This window comes from Psychrobacter sp. TB67 (assembly GCF_000511065.1).
Taxonomy (GTDB): domain Bacteria; phylum Pseudomonadota; class Gammaproteobacteria; order Pseudomonadales; family Moraxellaceae; genus Psychrobacter; species Psychrobacter okhotskensis.
Map to the genome: position 1 here is coordinate 1 of NZ_AYYA01000077.1, position 21283 is coordinate 21283.

At 42.9% G+C, this 21283-nt stretch carries 17 protein-coding genes; 8 read left to right on the forward strand and 9 right to left on the reverse strand.

Annotated elements, in window-relative coordinates:
- The first annotated feature begins 45 nt into the window (after positions 1–45).
- From W293_RS0113905 to W293_RS0113930, 5 genes are all read left to right on the forward strand, one after another.
- Positions 46–561 (forward strand): helix-turn-helix domain-containing protein, encoded by a 516-nt coding sequence (locus W293_RS0113905; RefSeq protein WP_025651076.1) that lies wholly within the window; start codon positions 46–48, stop codon positions 559–561.
- A complete protein-coding gene (locus W293_RS16545; protein WP_084212336.1) occupies positions 549–1394 on the forward strand; it encodes an IS3 family transposase in 846 nt (281 codons plus the stop codon). Before W293_RS0113905 ends, W293_RS16545 begins: the two co-directional genes overlap by 13 nt.
- 209 nt (positions 1395–1603) lie before the next feature.
- A complete protein-coding gene (gene mfd, locus W293_RS0113915; RefSeq protein WP_025653012.1) occupies positions 1604–5374 on the forward strand; it encodes a transcription-repair coupling factor in 3771 nt (1256 codons plus the stop codon).
- Positions 5375–5593: 219 nt separating this feature from the next.
- Positions 5594–6025 (forward strand): HIT domain-containing protein, encoded by a 432-nt coding sequence (locus W293_RS0113920; RefSeq protein ID WP_025653013.1) that lies wholly within the window; start codon positions 5594–5596, stop codon positions 6023–6025.
- A gap of 315 nt (positions 6026–6340) precedes the next feature.
- The gene (locus W293_RS0113930; RefSeq protein WP_025653014.1) at positions 6341–8542 is read left to right on the forward strand and encodes a neutral/alkaline non-lysosomal ceramidase N-terminal domain-containing protein; all 2202 of its coding nucleotides are present in this window, start codon (positions 6341–6343) and stop codon (positions 8540–8542) included.
- 87 nt (positions 8543–8629) lie between these two features.
- On the opposite strand, the gene W293_RS17285 is transcribed toward W293_RS0113930, so the two are convergent.
- Positions 8630–8794 (reverse strand): hypothetical protein, encoded by a 165-nt coding sequence (locus W293_RS17285; RefSeq protein WP_156915669.1) that lies wholly within the window; start codon positions 8792–8794, stop codon positions 8630–8632.
- Between the two features lie 40 nt (positions 8795–8834).
- Here W293_RS17285 and W293_RS0113935 point away from each other — a divergent pair, with 40 nt between their 5' ends.
- Positions 8835–10235 (forward strand): adenylate/guanylate cyclase domain-containing protein, encoded by a 1401-nt coding sequence (locus tag W293_RS0113935; RefSeq protein WP_025653015.1) that lies wholly within the window; start codon positions 8835–8837, stop codon positions 10233–10235.
- 474 nt (positions 10236–10709) lie between these two features.
- Here W293_RS0113935 and fdx read toward each other — a convergent pair whose 3' ends face one another.
- The 8 genes from fdx to W293_RS0113975 form a co-directional block, all read right to left on the reverse strand.
- Positions 10710–11048 (reverse strand): ISC system 2Fe-2S type ferredoxin, encoded by a 339-nt coding sequence (gene fdx, locus W293_RS0113940; RefSeq protein ID WP_025653016.1) that lies wholly within the window; start codon positions 11046–11048, stop codon positions 10710–10712.
- 93 nt (positions 11049–11141) lie between these two features.
- Entirely contained in the window at positions 11142–13022 is a 1881-nt protein-coding gene (gene hscA / locus W293_RS0113945) for a Fe-S protein assembly chaperone HscA (protein WP_025653017.1), read from the reverse strand.
- Positions 13023–13271: 249 nt separating this feature from the next.
- Positions 13272–13853: a Fe-S protein assembly co-chaperone HscB gene (gene hscB, locus W293_RS0113950; RefSeq protein WP_025653018.1), complete on the reverse strand. Its 582-nt coding sequence runs from the start codon at positions 13851–13853 to the stop codon at positions 13272–13274.
- Between the two features lie 177 nt (positions 13854–14030).
- Positions 14031–14351: an iron-sulfur cluster assembly protein IscA gene (gene iscA / locus W293_RS0113955; RefSeq protein WP_025653020.1), complete on the reverse strand. Its 321-nt coding sequence runs from the start codon at positions 14349–14351 to the stop codon at positions 14031–14033.
- A gap of 266 nt (positions 14352–14617) precedes the next feature.
- Positions 14618–15034: a Fe-S cluster assembly scaffold IscU gene (iscU, locus tag W293_RS0113960; protein ID WP_025653021.1), complete on the reverse strand. Its 417-nt coding sequence runs from the start codon at positions 15032–15034 to the stop codon at positions 14618–14620.
- Positions 15035–15228: 194 nt separating this feature from the next.
- The gene (locus W293_RS0113965) at positions 15229–16455 is read right to left on the reverse strand and encodes an IscS subfamily cysteine desulfurase (protein ID WP_025653022.1); all 1227 of its coding nucleotides are present in this window, start codon (positions 16453–16455) and stop codon (positions 15229–15231) included.
- Positions 16452–16961, reverse strand: coding sequence for an Rrf2 family transcriptional regulator (locus W293_RS0113970; RefSeq protein ID WP_010199379.1), 510 nt, complete (start codon positions 16959–16961; stop codon positions 16452–16454). Before W293_RS0113970 ends, W293_RS0113965 begins: the two co-directional genes overlap by 4 nt.
- Positions 16962–17427: 466 nt before the next feature.
- The gene (locus W293_RS0113975) at positions 17428–18072 is read right to left on the reverse strand and encodes a hypothetical protein (protein WP_025653023.1); all 645 of its coding nucleotides are present in this window, start codon (positions 18070–18072) and stop codon (positions 17428–17430) included.
- Between the two features lie 572 nt (positions 18073–18644).
- On the opposite strand from W293_RS0113975, the gene W293_RS0113980 reads away from it, so the two are divergent.
- Complete coding sequence (locus tag W293_RS0113980) at positions 18645–18917, forward strand: HU family DNA-binding protein (RefSeq protein WP_025653024.1); 273 nt, start codon at positions 18645–18647, stop codon at positions 18915–18917.
- A 374-nt stretch (positions 18918–19291) separates the two neighbouring features.
- On the forward strand, positions 19292–21166 hold the full coding sequence (locus W293_RS0113985; RefSeq protein WP_025653025.1) for a SurA N-terminal domain-containing protein: 1875 nt from the start codon (positions 19292–19294) through the stop codon (positions 21164–21166).
- Positions 21167–21283 lie beyond the last annotated feature (117 nt).

The following is a 21283-nucleotide window of genomic DNA, read 5'->3' on the forward strand; positions in this document are numbered from 1 at the left end:
TGAACTGACCCCCATAAGTTGGACACAACTTCTGGGGGTTATTTTATGAAATACGACATAGACTTTAAGATCAAAGTCATAGCATACTATCGTCAAGGACATAGTAGCGGTGCGACAAGTGAGAAGTTTGGACTTGATAACAAAATGGTATCTAAGTGGGTTCAGCAGTATCAGCATAGTGGTATAGACGCCATCAAACCTAAGACTAATAAAACTAAATACAGTAGCGACTTTAAGTATAAAGTGATCGCTGTGATGTTAGCAGAAGGATTAAGCCAATCTGAAACCGCTCTTAGGTTTAATATCAGCTCACCTGCGCTTATTAGCCACTGGCATAAAGCTTACAGACTCCATGGTATGTCTGGACTCACATCCAAATATAAAGGTAGTCACCCCATGACCTCTCCTATCACAGACAAACCCGATAATGAAAAGACACTAGCAGAGCTCAAACGTGAAAACGCATATCTACGAGCGGAGAATGCCTATCTAAAAAAGCTCGATGCCTTGCTTCGGGAAAGGGAACACGCCGCGACAAAGCAAGGCTCATCGAAGGATTGAGACTAAAGCACACGTTATCTGACTTACTCAGCATAGCAAAGCTTGCGCGGAGTAGTTTCTACTACCATAGGGCGAGTCTTAGTAGTCAAGATAAATACGCCGAACTCAAACAGCGCATCCGTGATATCTATCATCAGCATAAAGGTCGATATGGCTACCGTCGAATCACCCAAACCCTTAAGAATGAGGGTCTCATTCATAACCACAAACTGATTGCACGGCTGATGGGACAGCTTAAGCTGACAGCGAGAATCAGACGACAAAGGTACCGATCCTATAAAGGAGCGTGTGGCGTCATTGCTAAGAATAGAGTCAAGCGCAAGTTTCGGGCGGGTGCGCCCAATCGCAGATGGCTGACAGACATTACTGAATTTAAAGTCGGCGATGACAAGCTATATTTATCACCGATACTTGACTGCTTTAATAATGAGATCATCAGTTATGAATTATCAAAACGACCTGTCTATGACTTGGTCAAACAGATGCTTGATCGTGCGCTTAAGGGCATACCAACAAAGCGCACCGAGCAGCTCACGCTGCATTCAGATCAAGGATGGCATTATCAGATGAAAGCGTTTGCGAATACGCTTAAAGAGAATAACATTAAGCAAAGTATGAGCCGAAAAGGGAACTGTTTAGATAATGCATTGATGGAAAGCTTCTTTGGGTCTTTAAAGTGTGAGACGATTTATATTAAGAAGCCGAAAACCATTGAAGATTTAGAGAAACAGATTCATGAGTATATGCATTATTATAATCATGAGAGAATTCAGCTTAAACTAAAAGGACTGAGCCCTGTGAAGTACAGAACTCAGTCCTTGGTGCAAACTTAAACTGTCCAAGTTTCGGGGGTCAGTTCACTTAACCGTTGAGGTTTTTACATTTACTCTGTCTTTATATACGAATATAATTTTTATCAACTATTTAGCTATTGGTTTTTTATTAAAAATGCTAAGTGACAAACCGTTACGGCATAAATTTTGGTAATTGCTGAAATATTCGTATAATAGCTTTCTGACTCTTAACGTTGATCCTATTCTTTATGCCTATCACTGCTTTGACTGACGCCTTTGACCCGATTAACCAGCAGTTATTCCCTATCCAGAATGCCCAGCGCCGTTGGCTGGCACCTGTGCATGGGGCAGTCAGTAGTTTGTGGCTGGCAAGTCTGGTGCAAACGCCGCTATGGAATGTTGCCGACCGTTTGAAAGTCGTGGTAACTCGTGACCAAAACCAGCTTAACCAGATAGAGACAGAGTTGGCATTCTGCGGCGTCGATGCTTATGTATTCCCTGATTGGGAGACATTGACCTATGATGAGCTGTCACCGCATCAAGATATCGTCAGCGAACGTATCAATCTATTAACCGATATGCCAGCGTCAGGCGTGCTGCTCATCTCGGTACAGGCGTTGATGCATCGGGTCGCACCGCCAAGCTGGCTGATAGGGCAGCATTTTGATTTGAGTGTGGGTGATAGATTCGACATCAACACCCAACGTGGCTTGTTGGCAAAGGCCGGTTATCGTGCGGTTGAGAACGTCTTTGAGCCGGGCGAATTTGCCGTACGCGGTAGTATTATTGATATCTTTGCCATGGGTCAGCCGTTTCCGCTACGTCTAGATTTATTCGACGATGAAATTGAAACCATTCGCTTCTTTAATCCGCAGACCCAGCGCACATTGACCGTTGATGACCTAAAAACGATGATGAGCGGCAACGATAGTAGCATGGGCAAAGAGTCGCTGTCGCTACTGCATAAACTGCCAGATATCTCAAAGCCTATTGAGCAATTTCAAATCTTACCCGCCAAAGAGTTTCCGCTTGATGAGGGGCGCGAGACCTTTCGCACTAACTTTGCTGCGATGTTTCCTAATACCAGTAGCCGTAAGTTTGAGCTGCATAAAGACGTCATGGCGGGTATCGCCAGTAGCGGACTTGAATACTATCAGCCACTATTTTTTGACTTAAAGGATTGGGAGGCTGAGAGTAGCTTATTTGCTTACCTACCAAGTGATGCGCTATTTATAACAGATGAGTTGATTAACGAAAAACAGGCAGATTATTGGTCACAGATTCAGCGCCGCTATGAAGAGCGCCGTCATGATATCGATAAGCCTATCGTCGCGCCTGAGTTGTTGTATTTATTATCAAATACTCTAAACGAGCACCTCAATCATTATCCACGCGTGATTCTCAGTGCCCGTAATGAACTCGCTACTATGACCGATGTCGCTGCGATTGATAGCAGTGATTCATTATTAAAAGATGCGTCATTGTTAGCAGACAAATCATTGCTGCAAGTTGAAGGGCAGTCAGATTCACAGTCACAACTGTCGCTTGTGCCGAGTAAGCAACAAGGTTTGGTGACGTTAAGCGCACAAGAGCCACCTCAATTGGCCGTGAACCATCAAAAAGCTGAGCCTCTTACCGAGCTGTTAGAGTTTTTAGCGCTGCAAGAACAAACGGCAACCCCAGTATTAGTAGTAGCAGAAACGGCTGGTCGTCGTGAGATTCTCATTGAGCTATTTAAAGGTAAAATTGATATCAAGGCTTATGATAGCTTTGAGGCATTTTTAGCAGCAGACAAATCAAAGAGCAATGGTAATAAGCTGCCGCAGGTTGGACTCACGGTTGCACCCATTGAGCGCGGGGTTTATGTTCCTGAACGTTTAGTGCTGATTAGTGAGACACAGTTATTTGGTCGGCAAGTACTACAAACGCGCCGCCGTCGTCAAAGCGGTGTGTCAGAAGAGTTTTTGGTTAAAAGTGTTACCGAGATAACCGAAGGTAGCCCAGTGGTGCATATCGAGCATGGTATCGGGCGTTACAATGGACTGATTACGCTAGATGTCGGCGATGGTGAACAAGAATTTATTCATTTGAAATATGCCGATGATGCCAGTATCTATGTACCGGTTGCCAATTTACAAATGATTAACCGTTATAGCGGCGGTGATCCTGCACTGGCGCCATTGCATAAAATTGGCAGCGGCAAATGGGATAAAGCCAAGCAAAAAGCGCTCGAGCAAATCCATGACGTGGCGGCTGAACTGCTTAATATGCAAGCACGGCGCGAAGCCAAAGTTGGTATTCATTTTAAAATAGATCCATCACAGTACGAGCTGTTTGCCAGTCAATTTGCTTTTGAAGAAACGCCCGATCAAGCCAATGCTATCCATGCGGTGATGGAAGACATGAGGCAAAACCAACCAATGGATCGCCTTATCTGCGGTGACGTAGGTTTTGGTAAGACTGAAGTGGCCATGCGCGCGGCGTTTATCGCGGTCAGCGCCGGTTATCAAGTGGCAGTATTGGTGCCGACAACCTTGCTAGCAGGCCAGCATGAAGACAATTTCCGCGACCGTTTTGCTGATTGGCCAGTGCGTATCGAAACGCTATCGCGCTTCGGTGGCAAAAAGCATCAAGAAACAGTGCTAACAGACCTTGCAGCTGGCAAGGTTGATATCGTTATCGGCACGCATAAACTATTACAACCCGATGTGAAATTCTCTAATTTAGGCTTGATGATTGTTGATGAAGAGCATCGCTTTGGCGTGCGTCATAAAGAGCGTATCAAGGCGATTCAGACTGATGTGGATAGTATGTCGATGACTGCGACTCCCATCCCTAGAACGCTTAATATGGCGCTCTCAGGTATGCGTGACATGTCGATTATTGCGACACCACCGGCACGTCGTTTGGCTATCAAAACCTTTGTCATGCAAAAAACTGATGCTCTAATGAAAGAGGCTATCTTGCGTGAGCTACTGCGTGGCGGGCAAGTTTATTTATTGCATAATGACGTGGCGAGTATTGAGCGTATGGCAGAAACCATACGTGAGCTGGTTCCTGAGGCGCGAGTAGGGGTCGCTCATGGACAAATGCAAGAGCGCCAACTTGAACAAGTCATGCAGCAGTTTTATCATAAAAAATTCAATGTGCTGATATGCTCGACCATTATCGAAACCGGCATTGATGTACCCAATGCCAATACGATTATCATTGAGCGCGCCGACAAGTTTGGTTTGGCGCAACTGCATCAGCTACGTGGTCGCGTTGGTCGTAGTCATCACCAAGCCTATTGTTATCTGCTAGTGCCTTCTATCAAAGGTCTTAAAGGTGATGCCAAGCGACGCTTACATGCGATTGAACGCGCCAATACCTTAGGTGCAGGCTTTATGCTGGCAAGCGAAGATCTAGAGATTCGCGGCGCGGGTGAGATACTTGGTAAACAGCAAAGCGGTAATATGCAAGCGATTGGTTTTAGCTTATATATGGACATGCTAGAGCGAGCGACGAAGGCGATTAAAGCAGGTAAAGAGCCTGATTTAAGCACACCATTGTCGCTGACCAGCGAGATTAACTTGCATAGCTCGGCGTTGATACCAGAAGAATATCTACACGATGTTCATCAACGTTTATTATTTTATAAGCGCATCAGTAATGCTGATGATAAAGAAGCTCTGACTGATATTCGTACTGAAATGATTGACCGTTTTGGCATATTACCTGAGCAAACCAAGCAGTTATTTGCCATTCACGGACTGCGTATACAAGCTGAGCCGCTAAAGATTAATAAGATTGATGCCAATAGTAATAGCATGACGTTAGAATTTGCACCTGATACACCGGTCGATGCCTTAGCGATTATTAAGTTGATTCAGAGCAATGGGCAGCGCTATCGTATGAATGGTGCCTCTGGCATTCGTTATCAGGATGCCGATAAACTGGCAACACCGCAGCAGCGCGTCAGTGCAATTCAAGAGCTATTACGCTATTTTAGTGAGCATATGGTGGCAGAGTCAGCTTAGCTTCATTGATTTATATTTTTAAACTGAACAGATTCGCTAAATAATTTAAATAAGGTGAATGTTGCATCCTAAGACAATCAGTCATAGCGCTATTTTATCGGTTGGATAACTGATAAAATAGCGACATCCTATATTTAGCTTATTATCCTTATAGCTTATTAATTTTTGAATTAATTCTAATTCCTTTTATTCAAGCGTCATAACAAGAGAACCGTCATTATGTTCCAACTTCATCATAAACTTGCTGCTGATAGTTTTTTAGTGGGTGATTTCCCATTATCGACCTGTCGTTTAATCAATGATTGCCAGTTTCCTTGGTTGATATTGGTGCCGCGGGTATCAGTTATCAAAGAGTTATATGAGCTGTCTGAGGCTGACCAAGCGCAGTTTTTGCGTGAATCGAGCTGGTTATCAAGCCAATTGGCCAAGACCTTCCAAGCTGATAAAATGAACGTGGCAGCACTCGGCAATCAAGTACCGCAGCTACATTTCCATCATATCGTTCGCTATCAAAACGACATGCAGTGGCCAAATCCAGTATGGGGTGTACCTGCTATACCGTATACCAACGAAGTATTGGCGCAGATGCAGCAGACATTAATGATGGCATTACGTGGTCATCATCAAATGCCGTTTGATTGGCAAATGTAATCAGGCATTAAATGATGAGTTGTCAGTTTTGCCTCAATGTTTTTATTAAAGTAGTTTTTATTTAAAAAAAGTCATAGTAAAGTTAGATTTAATGATAATTTCAGCTGAGTTAACATAAATCGTTTTACATTTGTCTGTTATTCATTATATTAGAGAGTGAGTTGGTTAAATGGATATAGCCAACTTATCTGCTCGTAGCCGTTTTTTGCGTATTAATCAGTATGATTTTTTTGCCGCATTGCAAACGCTTCGAGGTACTTAATCTTAGATTGGAAGCTTTCAGTCTAAGATTTCACTCTGTGTTAAGGATAACAGATGGCTACTTCCTCTATCGCACCTCCACTATTACGACCTTCTATGTTACTTATCTCTATTTGTACCGCGGCTCTCGGTTTGACTGCCTGTGAGACGGATTCAACTGAAGACTCCCCAGTAGATAGCTCTGTCACATTAAATTATAGTGCTTCTACGGCAGCGACATCTACAAGAGCAATGCCGACAACACAATATCTCGTTGGTAGCGGTAAGGCAGATATCACCGGTGCTGCTGCCGAGACGGGCATGTTTGGTTATGCTTCTGGACAGGTTGTGCAAGGTATTAATGACCGCTTATATTCTCATGCTTTTATTATCGGAGAGGATACGAATAGTCAAAATCAAGGTAAACGCGTCGTTTATGTCTCAGCAGATATGGGGGCGATGTTTACCGCGGTAAAGCTTGAGGTCATCAGGCGCTTAAAAGCAGATTATGGCGAATTATATAATGATGATAATGTCATGCTCACTGCTACTCACACCCATGTCGGCAATGCTGGCTACTCGCATCAACAGCTGTATCAAATTGCCAGTACTGATGATACCTTATCAGGCTATAGCAGCCAAAACTTCAATGCTATCGTTAATGGTATTGTCACCTCGATTAAGCGTGCTCACGATACCTTGGCTCCCGGGACGCTATCTTTGGCGCAAGGCGAGCTAAAAGGTGCAACGCTCAATCGCTCAGAATTTGCTTATGACAATAATGCCGATGCAAAAGACTTTGATAGTAATGTTAACGAGACCATGACTCAGCTGCGCCTGAATGCTGCCGATGGCACGCCAGTAGGTCTGATTAATTGGTTTGCACTGCATCCAACCAGTTTTAGTAATCAGTTTATGCATCTAAGCGCTGACAATAAAGGTTTTGCTCAGCGCGGCGCTGAAAAGATTTTTGGTAAAAATTCAGACAAGCCGTTTGTCGCCGCTTTTGCCAATGCTGATGAGGGTGATGTGCTGGCGGCAGGCGGCAATGCCAACTCAAAGCCAGGCTATCAAGGCAGTGATAATGAATGGGAAAATGTCAGGCGTGATGGGCAACTGCAGCTTGATAAGGCGGTTGAGCTTTGGAATCAAGGTGTGCCGGTTGCTGGACCAGTAGACGTACGTGCCCGTTGGGTCAATTTGAAGGGCTATCAAGTCGATGGTAAATTCACCAATGGCGCAGGCAATAAAGTCTTATGTATGCCAGCCCGCGGTTACTCGTTTGCTGCTGGCAGCGAGAATGGTCCATCGAACATACCGGGTATGTATGAGGGCATGACGCGAGAAAATTTCCGCATTAATGATGATATTAATAAAGTCGACCAGTCTTTCCTAGGTAGTTTGACGCGCGGCGCCTTTGGTATTGTTTCAACCGTCAGCCAAGATGATTGTCAGGCTGAAAAACAGGTGTTATTACCGACTGGCAGCTGGGGCTGGATTAATACTGAACAACCTGTTCAGCTGATGCGTATCGGTAATATCGCTCTCGTTGCTATTCCTGGTGAGCCGACCACCATGGTCGGACGACGGATGCGCGCGGCAGTACTTGCACAGCTAAAAGACTCAGGAGTTGATACCGTTATTATTAATGGCTTGGCCAATAACTATAGCGGCTATTTAAGTACGCGAGAAGAGTTTGCCACCCAGCATTATGAAGGGGCGTCTACTGAGTATGGCCCTTATCAAGCTGCTGCTTATGTCCAAGAATATACGCAACTGGCCGAAGCGCTACGGGATGGCATAGAGGTTTATGACAGCGCCACGCCGCCTGATCGCTCAGGCAAATCGTTTAATGAGCGTCCGGGGGTGGTGTTTGATGACAAGCCTTTAAGACAAAGTTGGGGACAAACCCTCACTCAGCCCAAAGCCAGTTATCAAAAAGGTCAGGTTGCCACTGCGGTATTCCGCGGCGCTCATCCTAAAAACAATCTACGTACCGAAGACAGTTTCTTAAAAGTACAGCGTTTTGAGAATGGTCAGTGGGTCGATTATTTGAGTGATAGCGACTTTGATACCACTTATACTTGGCAGCGTGAAGGCGCGGCTTATAGTAAGGCTATCGTTGATTGGCGAATCAGTAACGATACCCCAGCGGGTACTTATCGATTGACCCATCAAGGCGACTGGAAAAATGGTTGGACACGTAAAATTAAGCCTTATTCAGGCATTTCTAATACTTTTACTGTTCAACAGACCCTAGTATTTTCCATCTTTTGAATGCTAAAAAGCCAGATATTTAATATCTGGCTTTTTGATAATTGTTTTAAGTGATAACTGCCGTAAATTATTTTTATTTTGAGAGTCTTAAAAGTATTTGAAAGAAAAAGGAACGACCAAGGGTATTCTTTTGGTTACCAATGACATAGGTTGTATAAGCTTATTGTCGTATAATAAGCAATCACTATTATTATCCTCTTTTTTGTCATTGTCATCATGGCTACTATAGACATGCGCTGATGTATTTGTCATTGACTCTCATTAGTTTGTCTTGCTTAAGCGAACATTCCTTATGACCCTTTTAGATAAGTTAAGACCGAAAATCCTGTTGCAGGACGATAGGATTTATCGATTTGACTATCCAGAAGTCTTCGTTTTAATCCTGACCGTTGTACTGATGGCTGTGCATTTTGAGTTTAGCCCAATGTCAATGGCTTTGCTCGTTATCATCTCTCTGCCAAGCCTCATGATTCTTATTTACAACTATCGTCGCCAAACCAGCTTTTGGACGTCTAATATTGTCATTATTTTGTTGTCTGCAGTGATAGGTTCGCTACAGTTCTGCACCGTGATGTCCATTAGCTTAGCGGCGTTGATAGCTATTCGTATTATCATAAGTAGTCCTGAAAATCATTTAAAGCTGATAGCGGTATCGGTAGTAACCATCATTATTTTTTATTATGTCAGCGTTACTTTACATGGTACTGGGATGGACTGTTATGAAGGTTGGCTACCGGCCATCGTGCTGATTACGAGTATGACCGTCATTATTTTTCATTTTCGCTACATTTATCATCAATACATTGGCTACGAAGCCAGCGCGTTACAAGCAGGTGGGCGTTTAAATACTATGGTGTCTGTCATTAGTAAACTGACACGCTTTGTTCCTCCTCAAATCTGGGAGCCCATTGTAAAAGCAGATAGCCCTATTAGTGTCTCGAATAAACGGGCCAAGCTCACCATTATGTTCTCAGATATCGTTGGCTTTACTGAATTGTCTGATAGTCTAAGTGCTGATAATTTGGCCGATATTCTGAATACCTATATGCACTGTATGACCTTGATTGCGCATAAACACGGCGCAGTACTTGATAAGTTCATTGGTGATGGTATGGTGTGTTTTTTTGGTGAACCGGACAGTCGTGGCGCTCGGCAAGATGCCTTGGACTGTGTTGCCATGGCTATAGATATGCGCCGTGAAATGCGCACGTTACGACAAAAATGGCGACTCATGGGTTTTGATGGTTTATACATACGTATTGGTATTACCACCGGTTACTGCCATGTCGGTAATTTTGGTAGTAACAATCGCCTGAGTTATACGCTGATTGGCAAAGAAGCCAATCTAGCATCAAGGCTTGAAGCCAGTGCTGGGAAGGGTGAAATACTCGTTAGCGAAAGTACGCATGATTATATTTGTCACGATTATGAGTGTGATTATTCAGGTGCTTATCAATTAAAAGGCTTCGATGATAAGATTAAAGTATGGCAAGTACTTGATCCTGATGCCAATAAAGGTCGTTTATCAAAGTGGGTCGACCACACACTCCCTGGCTTTAATTTGCACCTCAACTTCAAAGATATGAAAGACAGTGATTATCAAGATGTGAGAAACCGCCTAAATCTTGCACTTGAACGTATTGAGCAAGAAGAGGCGGTGGCGCTTGAGGCTAATATAGTCGATACTAAATAAAATGGATACGTTATTTAATAACGCGAAACTGGTATAAGTTTTTCTGGCTTGCTGTGCCTACGCCGACAGAGGCTGCAAAACTCATATTAAAAACTAAGCATCCCAGTCCCGCTGTATCTTTTTAATATTGGACTGACTATAGCTTGAATAAGAGTAATAATAATCGTCATTAGGGCGTGTCCTCAATTCAACCAATAGCAATCTAAATGGGTTAAAAATGGTTAAATCTTGCCAAACATCGTCAAATAGCTAGGTAATATCTCGATATTATCTGCACTATTTTCCTTGTTTGACTGCAATCTACCTCATTTTTATCACCATTTTTAAAATGAGTACACGCCCTAGAAAAGCTTTAGATACGCTCTTTCTTTAAGTTTTTCCAAAAAAAAGGTCAGTTCATTGTTTTAACAATGAACTGACCTTTTTTACAATACCTAGATATTATAGGGAGCAAGAAGCTAATGCTGCGAGTGCTTAATGATTTTCTTTTGCATGGTTAAGCGTATATTTAGGAATCTCAATAGTTAAGTCATCATCATCAAGCATGACCTGACAAGACAGGCGTGAATCAGGCTCCAAGCCCCAAGCACGATCTAGTAAATCGGCTTCGATATCATCCATCTCATCTAAACTATTAAAGCCTTTGCGCACGACCACATGGCAGGTAGTACAGGCTTTTGACATCTCACAAGCGTGCTCAATCTTGATGCCTTTTTCTAATAGCGCCTTGCATAAATTGCTGCCAGCTTCTAGCTCGACTTCGGTGCCTTCAGGGCAAATTTCATGATGCGGTAGTACGGTAATCTTTGGCATAAATTGTCTGTCCGATGCTAATCAATTAAAAAAATAAAAATATAAGAGGTCAGCTTAGTAAAATTGCTAAGCTGTATTGGTTCGATATTTTTGCTACCAGTCTTTAGCACTCGTACCTGCCATGCTGGCTTTGACGCTTTGATTCATAATTCGAGCAGCAAAGGCATCGCTATGAGGCTTGAGTTTTGCTTGCTTTGCCTCGATAAGCGCCAAATCATCAGTACTGAGCGTGGTTTGTAATGCTTGTATTTGCTCAGCCAATAATTGCTGTTCATCAGATGTCAGTAAGGCAGCAAATTCGTTAAGTGCTGATTGCAGTGCTAAAACTTCACGTTCCGCTTCTACTTTGGTCTCAATTAAAGAGCGTGCATTTTTATCTTCTTCAGCATATTTAAAGCCCGCTACCAATAGTTGTTCTTTTTGTTCATCAGATAGCCCATAAGACGGCACGATTTCAATCTTGCTTTCTGTCTTAGTCGTGGTTTCTTGCGCACTGACGGTCAGCTGACCATTGGCATCAATACTAAAGGTCACTTCAATACGGGCAAAGCCAGCTTTCATTGGCGGGATACCGTATAGCTCGAAGCGGCCCAGTGAGCGGCAGTTATCTACTGTCTCACGCTCGCCTTGTACCACATGAATCACCATACCTGTTTGACCATCTTGATAGGTAGTGAATACTTGGCGTTTTTTGACAGGAATAGGTGTATTGCGTGGAATCAGTACCTCAACCAGACCACCCATGGTCTCAAGACCGAGCGATAGCGGCGTTACGTCTAATAGCAATAGATTGTTATCACTATCACCGTTGACCAATTGATGCGCCGTTTGGGCAGCGCCTAAAGCCACAACTTCATCTGGATTTAGACGGCAAAGCGGCTCTTTAGCAAAAAACTCAGTCACTACCTGCTGTACAGCTGGCATACGGGTAGAGCCACCGACTAAGATAACTTCATCTAAGTCTGAGGTAGATAGCTTGGCATCACGCAGTACTTGTTCACAGACACTTATCGTGCGGCGGCTAACGGGCTCTGCAATAGTTAGCAAGTCTTCACGGCGTAGCACACCTTGATAAGACTGCTCATTGACAGTGATATCGATATCGACCTGTTCAGCATCAGTTAGTGCTTGCTTATAAGCTTTGGCTTGTTGCGCAAGTATTGACTTGTCATGCAAGCTTACGTCTTTGGGGTCGATATTTAATTGCTTAATCAGCCAATTGGTCAGTAAGCGGTCAATATCATCACCGCCAAGCGCACTATTGCCGCCTGTGGCCAATACTTCAAAAACGCCGTCATTTAGTTTTAAGATAGAAACGTCAAAAGTGCCACCACCCAAATCATAAATTAAGTAATAACTTTCTTTATCACCTTCTTGATTAGGCTGATCGAGACCATAGGCAACGGCTGCGGCGGTCGGCTCATTTAATAGACGCAGTACATTGATACCAGCCGCTTGCGCCGCATCTTTGGTCGCTTGACGCTGCGCTTCATCAAAATAAGCAGGTACGGTAATGACAGCACCTGCAATACTATCTTCAGGTAATGCGCTTGCTGCACGTTGCTCAAGAGCGGCTAATATACGAGCTGACACCTCAACAGGAGATACTTCACCCTGAGCGGTGACAAAAGCTGGCATGTCATCTTTATTGCCACTTAATTCGTAAGGATGAGAGAATTTTATATCCGCTTGGCTGCGACCCATAAAGCGCTTAGCCGAGACGATCGTATTTTTTGGATCATCCGCTAAGTGGGCTAGGGCATCATACCCAACCAATGGCTTGCCAGTACTTGGATAATAGACCACAGAAGGTAGTAAAGTGTCGTTAGCTGCGCCTGCTTCTAATACTTGCGCCTTGCCTGAGCGCACCACAGCGACCAATGAGCGCGTGGTACCAAGGTCTATCCCTAGGCCAAAACGATGCTGATGGGGTTGGGCACTTTGATTGGGTTCGGCAATTTGCAATAAAGACATAAGATAACTCAAAGATAAAATGAATAAGTGAAATGGGGCAAATACAACATAGGCGCTATGACAGTTAACGGCTGCGATTCTTCTCTAACATAGAAGAGAGTAGCGTTTAATAGCGCTTAAAATATGGGATTATACGGTATCGTTGAGACTATTTTAACCACCGCTTTAGAATATTGCTTTAAATAAGAGCGATAAATTAGAAAAGCTTGCACATACTATCAATGATACAAGCTTTTGAGTATTCATTGTCTAAACGTATAAATCATCATCATCTGAATGCTCAGACGTTGCGACCTCATCAAGACCCGTTGTCACATCAGCATTTAACTTGACCAAGAATTTTAATTTTTGCGTCGCATCAATCGCGGTTTGCCAGTCTTTGCTTTGGTAAGCATTATTAAAACGCTGAGACTGTTTGGTCAAACGTTCTGTAATCTGCGGATGTAGCTGTTGTAACGTTGAGAGATTTTTATCTTCAATCGCCTCATCCAATTCGATACGCATCTGCATCGCATCTTCTAAAAAGTCTAAATCAGCGATTGAGTGTTCTAGGTTTTGTGCTTGTCCTGCCACATCTAACAGATAGCTTGCACGGCTATCAGGCGCACTCAGCGCTTGATAGGCTTGGTTAATCAATGCTGATGCTTGCTCAGACTGCTGTTGCGCTTGGGCGGCGTCTGTCAAGTTCTTGGCGACATTATCAGGATGATAGCGTTTTTGTAGCAGACGTAGATGCTGATCGAGACTCTCTTGATTGACATCAAACTGTACCGGCTGCTCAAATAGGGCAAAGAAGTTATCAAACTGGGCTTCTTGAGTAATGTCTGTCATATCATACGCCTTGCTTTTTTTATTTATTTTTAAGGTTTTATCTAGCCAGTGGCTACTTTACTATTTGGTTGGCTGCACTGCTTACTGATTTAAGATTGGCTATTGCAGCACTTATTTACCATCGCCCGAATGTTAGGTCAAAAACCCTAAACTCAGAAAAATCAAATTATTTTATCATTAAACCGTAAAGGATTCGCCGCAACCACATTCGCCTTTCTGATTGGGGTTAGTGAACTTAAAGCCTTCGTTTAATCCTTCTTTTTCGTAGTCCATCAACAAGCCATCTAAATATACCAAGCTCTTAGGATCAATAAAAATACTGACGTCACGGCTTTCATAGCGCGTGTCATTTTCGTCAGGGGTATCTACGAACTCTAAAACGTAAGCTAAACCTGAGCAACCCGCTGTGCGGATACCCACTCGAATACCTTCGCCTTTACCGCGATTGTCCAAAAAGTCTCGAACATGCTGAGCGGCGCGTTCTGTCATTTCAATCATGCCAACTCCCATTGACTATCAATAATAGAGATAATAATTTAAGAAAACTGTAGATGATCTGACAACCAAAACAACGGGCTTGCCAAAATAACATCTGGATAACGATGAGTTAATAACTAAATTAATAATTAATAACTGCTAGAAAATAAAAGGTGACAATTACATAAGCGTCATTGTCACCTCTATAGCGTTAGTAGCGATGCTAAACACAACTACTAAAGTATTGCTATTATAATACTCAAAATACAATGCTTACGCTAATAGGCTTAGCTAGTCGCTTCTTCTGCCATAACAGCAGCTGCTGCGCCATGCTTACCTTTATAGTCGCTAATAGCGGCTTTAATGGCGTCTTCTGCAAGAACAGAGCAATGCACTTTTACGGGTGGTAATGCCAATTCTTCAGCAATGTGACTGTTCTTAATCTCACCAGCTTGATCCAAGCTTTTGCCTTTTAACCACTCAGTGACGAGCGAGCTTGAGGCAATTGCTGAACCGCAGCCGTAAGTCTTGAAGCGTGCATCTTCGATGATACCGTTATCATCGACTTGGATTTGTAGACGCATCACATCGCCACAAGCTGGGGCACCAACCATACCAGTACCAACGTTTTTGGCATTTTTATCAAGATTGCCGACGTTGCGTGGGTTTTCGTAATGATCAATAACTTGGTCACTATAGGCCATGGGGTTTTCTCCTAGTTAGATGATGAGCAGTGGCTTCTGAAAGTTGAAACACTACCCACTCATCGATAATTGGGGTCAAACATTTAGGTAATAAAAACGGTATTTATAAAATAAAATTCATAAAAACTATGTTTATAATTGTCTGATTCATCATTTAATAGCTATATCTAATAAGTACTTCATTGTTTCAGGTTTTAGTGTTCAGCCCACTCGACTGAATCTAAATCAACACCTTCTTGATACATATCCCAAAGTGGTGATAGGGCACGTAATTTATCAACCGCTTCGTGCATCTGCTTGATAATCGTATCGATGTTTTCTTCAGTAGTATAACGACCGAAACTAAAGCGAATTGAGCTGTGTGCCAATTCGTCTGGACGACCAATAGCGCGCAGTACATATGATGGCTCAAGGGTCGCTGATGTACAGGCTGATCCTGACGATACGGCTAAGTCTTTTAGCGACATCATCAACGACTCACCTTCAACGAAGTTAAAGCTGATGTTTACAATGTTAGGAACGCTGTGCTCTAAATCACCGTTTAGGTAGATCTCTTCGATATCTTGTAGACCATCCCACAGTTTTTGGCGCAGTTTTGCAGCATGGGCATGGTCTTCTTCGTAACGCTCATTGGCAAGGGCAAATGCCGCGCCAAGACCAACGATTTGATGCGTTGGCAACGTTCCTGAACGCATACCGCGCTCATGACCACCGCCATGTTGTTCTGCTTTTAGACGAATACGTGGCTTACGACTGACAAATAGCGCACCGATGCCTTTAGGACCATAAGCTTTGTGGCCTGAAAAGCTCATCAAATCGATTTTCATCTCTTCAAGATTAATGAGTATTTTACCGACTGACTGAGCACCATCCACATGGAAGACCACACCAGCTTCGCGAGTAATTTCGCCAATAGCAGCGACATCAGTAATCGTTCCAAGCTCGTTATTTACCATCATAAGTGATACTAAAATCGTATCGTCACGTAGCGCTTCTTTCACTTGCTCAGGTAAGATAAGACCGGTGCTTGGCTGTGGCTCAAGATATGTAATTTCAAAGCCTTCTTGCTCAAGCTCGCGGCAAGTATCTAATACAGCTTTATGTTCGATTTTACTGGTGATGATGTGCTTACCGCGAGACTGATAGAAATGTGCCGCCCCTTTGATCGCTAAGTTGTCAGACTCAGTCGCACCAGAGGTAAAGACGATTTCGCGTGGATCGGCGTTGATGACTTCTGCCACTTGTTGACGCGCCACTTCGACCGCTTCTTCTGCCTGCCAGCCGTAGCCATGCGAGCGCGAGGCGGGATTACCAAAGATGCCATCTACCGTCAGATATTCGCTCATCTTAGCTGCAACTGACTTAGCAACTGGGGTGGTGGCGGCATAATCTAAGTATATAAGGTTGTTATGTTGGCTCATGCTGGGTTTGCCTCGCTGGTCGATAGGGTAATAGTATTGATGTCTTTTATGGAAATATCTTTGGTAACGGTCTGCTGACGGTCTGAGACTGACTGCACGTTTTCCATGTCTAATAATTGCGCTAAAGTTATATTTTTCAAGTACTGTTCGATATGATTGGACAGTGCACACCATAAGTCATGGGTTAAACACATTGTACCACCTTGGCAGTCACCGCGTCCTTCGCACTGCATCGCGTTCACAGACTCATCGACAGCAGAAATAATGCTCATCACATCGATTTCGTGCAATGGCTTGGCTAAATGATAGCCACCTGCCGCACCGCGGATACTCGTGACTAAGCCACGTTTACGAAGTTTAGAAAATAACTGTTCGAGATAAGAGATAGATATGGATTGCCGCTTGGCAATATCGGATAACGATACCGCTGTCTCTTGTTGGCTGGTCTGTAACGCCAGATCTAGTAACGCAGTAACGGCATATCTGCCTCGAGTAGTCAAACGCATGTGTTATCTCCCAACTTCTCAGTTATAAGTGTATTTAACAACGATCTTAGTCAAGTAGTTTTGGTAAAAGCGAACTTTTGCCTCTGTTAATTGTCTATCAACTAAGTATGTCTTATCGCTATTAAACAACAGATGATGAACCCGATGTGTGCAACGATAGAGTAATTATACTTAATCCCGAGTAATTTAGTCAAGATTAAAGTGTGGTTGAATGGTTAATCCAATTGATTACTACGATTGATAAAAACAATGGTGGCTAAGGTAGGGTAAAAGCTGGCTTGTATAATAAAAGTTTTGTACCGATTTAAGCTTTTATATTTGTTTCAAGTTCACGGTTAGCAAATTAAAGCGATAAAAAAAGCGTTTGGTAGCTTATTGCAGCTATCAAACGCTTAATGGTCATTAAAGCAATCACCTAACAGGTGCATTATTATTTATCAATAAATATCACCATCATTAACGAAAACTAGTTCATCAATAGTGCTATGACTGAGCCAATCATAATTACAAGCGCCATAATAGTCACAATTATCAATGTCTTCTGTTTACTCTGCAATTCCTTTACGGTGGTTTCAAGCTCACGATTCTTAGTCGTTAATGTACTGATTTGCGTCTGCTGCTCTTTGATACGGAGCTTATAGCCATCTTTCTTTTCGGCCATTTCCGCGTCAGTCGGCTTAGATTTGCCTTTGCCGCCTTTGATTTTTTTGATCAAACCCTGAATCAAGCCACCAAGACCAAGCTGCATAATAAATTGCTTAACCAATTGTACTTGTACGGACTCACCGCGCATCTGTAGTTTTTCAGTCGTTTCGCTATCGTGGGTCGTGATGGCATTGATGACTTGGATACTATAAGCGTTGATGACCACGTCAGGCTCACTACGATCAATGGGTAACTGCGCATCTAATAACACGCCCTTGGTGCTAAAAGTGGCAAAAATCTCGACATGAGGCAAATACAAACGCAGCGCAACGACAGTGCCTTGCTTGGCAAGTGGATAAGCGGCTTTACGTAGCTCGGGATCTAAACGTAACAGTAGGGTCAGAGCCGACTCGACGAACACGAGAATAATATTAAGAAGAGAGGTGGACAACGTAGTACGCTTCATGTAAATAATCCGTTTTTTATTTGGCAAGTTAGAGGCAAAAAGACAAACAAGAGTCAAAGCCGACTCAAAACATATAGCAAGATTTTGCTTATAGTAACGTCTTTATAATAAAAAGTAACGTTGGTTTCTGTCACTTAGCAAATAATTGTCTTAAAATCATCTCACTAATGCTTAGCGTTATGTCACTAATCCCTAGAACTATATTGCTAATAATATATCGTTAACGAAACTGTTAGGATTTGCGCGTAGTAATGTCTATAGTGCTGTCATCAAAAGCTGAATAACTCGTAAAAGTAATAACTCGTAAAGGTATTGTTTAATGTATGAGTTAAAAAACAGTCAGATGTTCAGTTGCATATATTTTGCGTAACATTGGGTGTCAAATACGTAGTACAGTGCACAAAAATATGTAAAATTGCTTGCGCTCCTTATGCTGCCTTGATATAAAGACGTTAACAAAGCGAAACCTGTTTATGCGTGAGTCAGGTGGTTTTTATTGCTTAAGTGCTATGAGAGCGATACAATACCTGGCGTGAGCGTTTATTATCCCCCTTAAACTTGAAGGAAATTTTATGAATAAGTCAGAATTAATTGATAGCATCGCCGATAAAAGTGGTCTAAATAAAACTCAAGCTGGCGATGCATTGAATGCTGTTATGGAAAGCGTTGGCGAAGCTCTAGAAGCTGGCGAAAGCATTTCACTAGTTGGTTTTGGTACTTTTAGCGTAAAAGACCGTAAGGCTCGTACTGGCCGTAACCCTAAGACTGGTGAAGAGCTTAGCATTCCAGCAAGCAAAGTACCAAGCTTCAAAGCTGGTAAAAACTTAAAAGAGCGCTTGAACTAAGCCGATATAGTTAAGTCACTCTATTACAGACAAACCCTACATAATGACGTGTCATACGAATAAAAATAGCGTTTGTTGATAGTAAAATGATAGAGAATCGCTTATTGATTGGCTACAGCCTAAGTAATAAGTGAAACCGCAAAAAAAGCACCTAAATATTAGGTGCTTTTTTTACAGCCATCGTTTGTATCATATAACGTGAATATTTTGAGTCTAGCGTAAAAATCACGTATCATAGGCGCGCGATAGTGGGGTTGTTTAGACAAGCCTTATTTTGCCCTTATAACTTGCCCAGGTTTTTACCCTTGCCATTGCCTGCTTAGATAGCATTAAATGGTCTTTCATCAATATAGGTTAATAAAGCAGAGATAACTATGGATAAATTGCGCGATTTCTTAAAAAGCTGGCCAGGTCGCATTTTATTGATTTTATGCCTATCGCCGCTCGCTCTATTGGGTGTCGAAAGCTACTTTGGTGGCGGTGTCGATCCCAACCAAATTGCGCAAGTAGGTGAGGCAAGTGTTGGATTATCAGAATATCAGACTGCTGTTAATAATCGCCGTACTGAGACCTTAGAGCAAATTGATGATGCCAGTTTATTGAATGAAGATGTGCTGCATGAGCAAGTACTAAAAGGTCTGATTGATCGAACTTTGCTAGAGCAGCAAGCGGGTAAGCTGGGTATGACGGTCTCTGACGACACCATCAATCGTCTACTGCGTCAAGAAGAGATCTTTAAAGATGCGGATGGCAATTTTTCAAACGATCAGTTTTCAAACTTTTTGCGTCAGCGCGGTATGACCAAAGATCAGCTGTTTGCTGAGTTTCGTAACCAGTTAAGCCTCGATCAGCTGAATGCCAGTATCGTTGGTACGGCAGTGTATCCGATGCAAGCGGTTAGTCAGCTAATAGATCTACAGCTAGAGTCGCGTAATATTTGGTTGCATCGCTTTAATTGGCAGGATTACCAAGAACAAGTGAAGCTGAGTAAAAACGATATACAAGCCTACTATGATGCCAATAAAGACACGCTAAAAAGTGCGGCAATGGTCGACTTGGCTTACCTGCAATTGAGCCCGCAGACGGTCCAAATCACTGATGTCACGACAGAAGATTTGCAGCAGCAGTACGCCGCCTATAAGCAAGGACTGGCTGTAGTCGATGAGCGCAAAATCAGTCAAATATTGATAACGGGTAAGGATGCCAAGGCTCGAGCAGATAAAGTAAAAGCCCGTTTGGATAAAGGTGAGGCTTTTAGCAAGCTTGCTAAGACAGAATCTGACGATCCATCAGGAGAGACGGGTGGTGACATCGGTCGCTTCAATCCTTCTGTATTTGGCAATGACGCAGCAGCAGTTGAAAAAGCCTTGGAAGGCTTGAGCGTTGGCGATGTGAGTGCACCAGTTAAGACCAGCTTTGGTTATCAGATATTTACTGTAACCGAAGACAATGGTAGTAAAGTACCTAGCCTCGAGAGTATGCGTGAAGAGCTAACGGTTAAGGCCAAAGAGTATAAGCGTCAGGAAATGTATGCCGATAAAGTCACGGCAATTAACGATTTGGCAGCAGATGGTTTTAGTATCGAAGATATTGCTCAGCAAGAGGGCGTGACACTAAAGCGTATCAAAGATTATCGTAAAAAAGGCAACCAGTCAGCATTGTCGCAACCAGCAGTGATTAAGCAAGCTTTTGATGAGTTTACGATTCAAGACCAAGCGGTGACGGCAGGTATTGAAGTTGGTAATGGCACGGTATGGGTACAGCCAAGCAATTATCGTCCTACCAAGACGCTTACTCTGGCAGCGGCTACGCCAAGAATCACACAGATATTACGTCAGCAAAAAGCCACAGCATTGGCGTTAAAAGACGCTAAAAAACTGGCGGCTGGTATTAAAACAACGGCCGATATCGGTAAGCAACCGGTCAGATTTCAAGCCTTAGGCGAAGTCAATCGTCAAACCACACGATTGACAGAAAAAGAGCGCGGCTTGGCATTTAGTCAGCAAGCGGCCAATAATGGCGTTGTTGCCATTGCGAGTAAAACAGAGATGGGTGCGACGTTATTGGTTGGTGATCGTATCAAGACCGAACAACAATCACCACTGTCTGATATGCAACGTGCGCAAACGGCATCTATTATCCGTGATAATTTGGGTCAAGATCAGCTACAAGACTATCTAGAGTATCTACGTTTAGTGTATAAGGTTGAAATTAATGAGACTAATATGGCCAATGCGCAAGGACGTTAAGCCACTTATAAGGCATTTGTTAAACCCTTTGTCTGAATAAGCTTTATCAAATCTTAAGTATAAAAAAGCCACTATTGATAGTGGCTTTTTTTATGCAATACGATTTTGATTTATTCT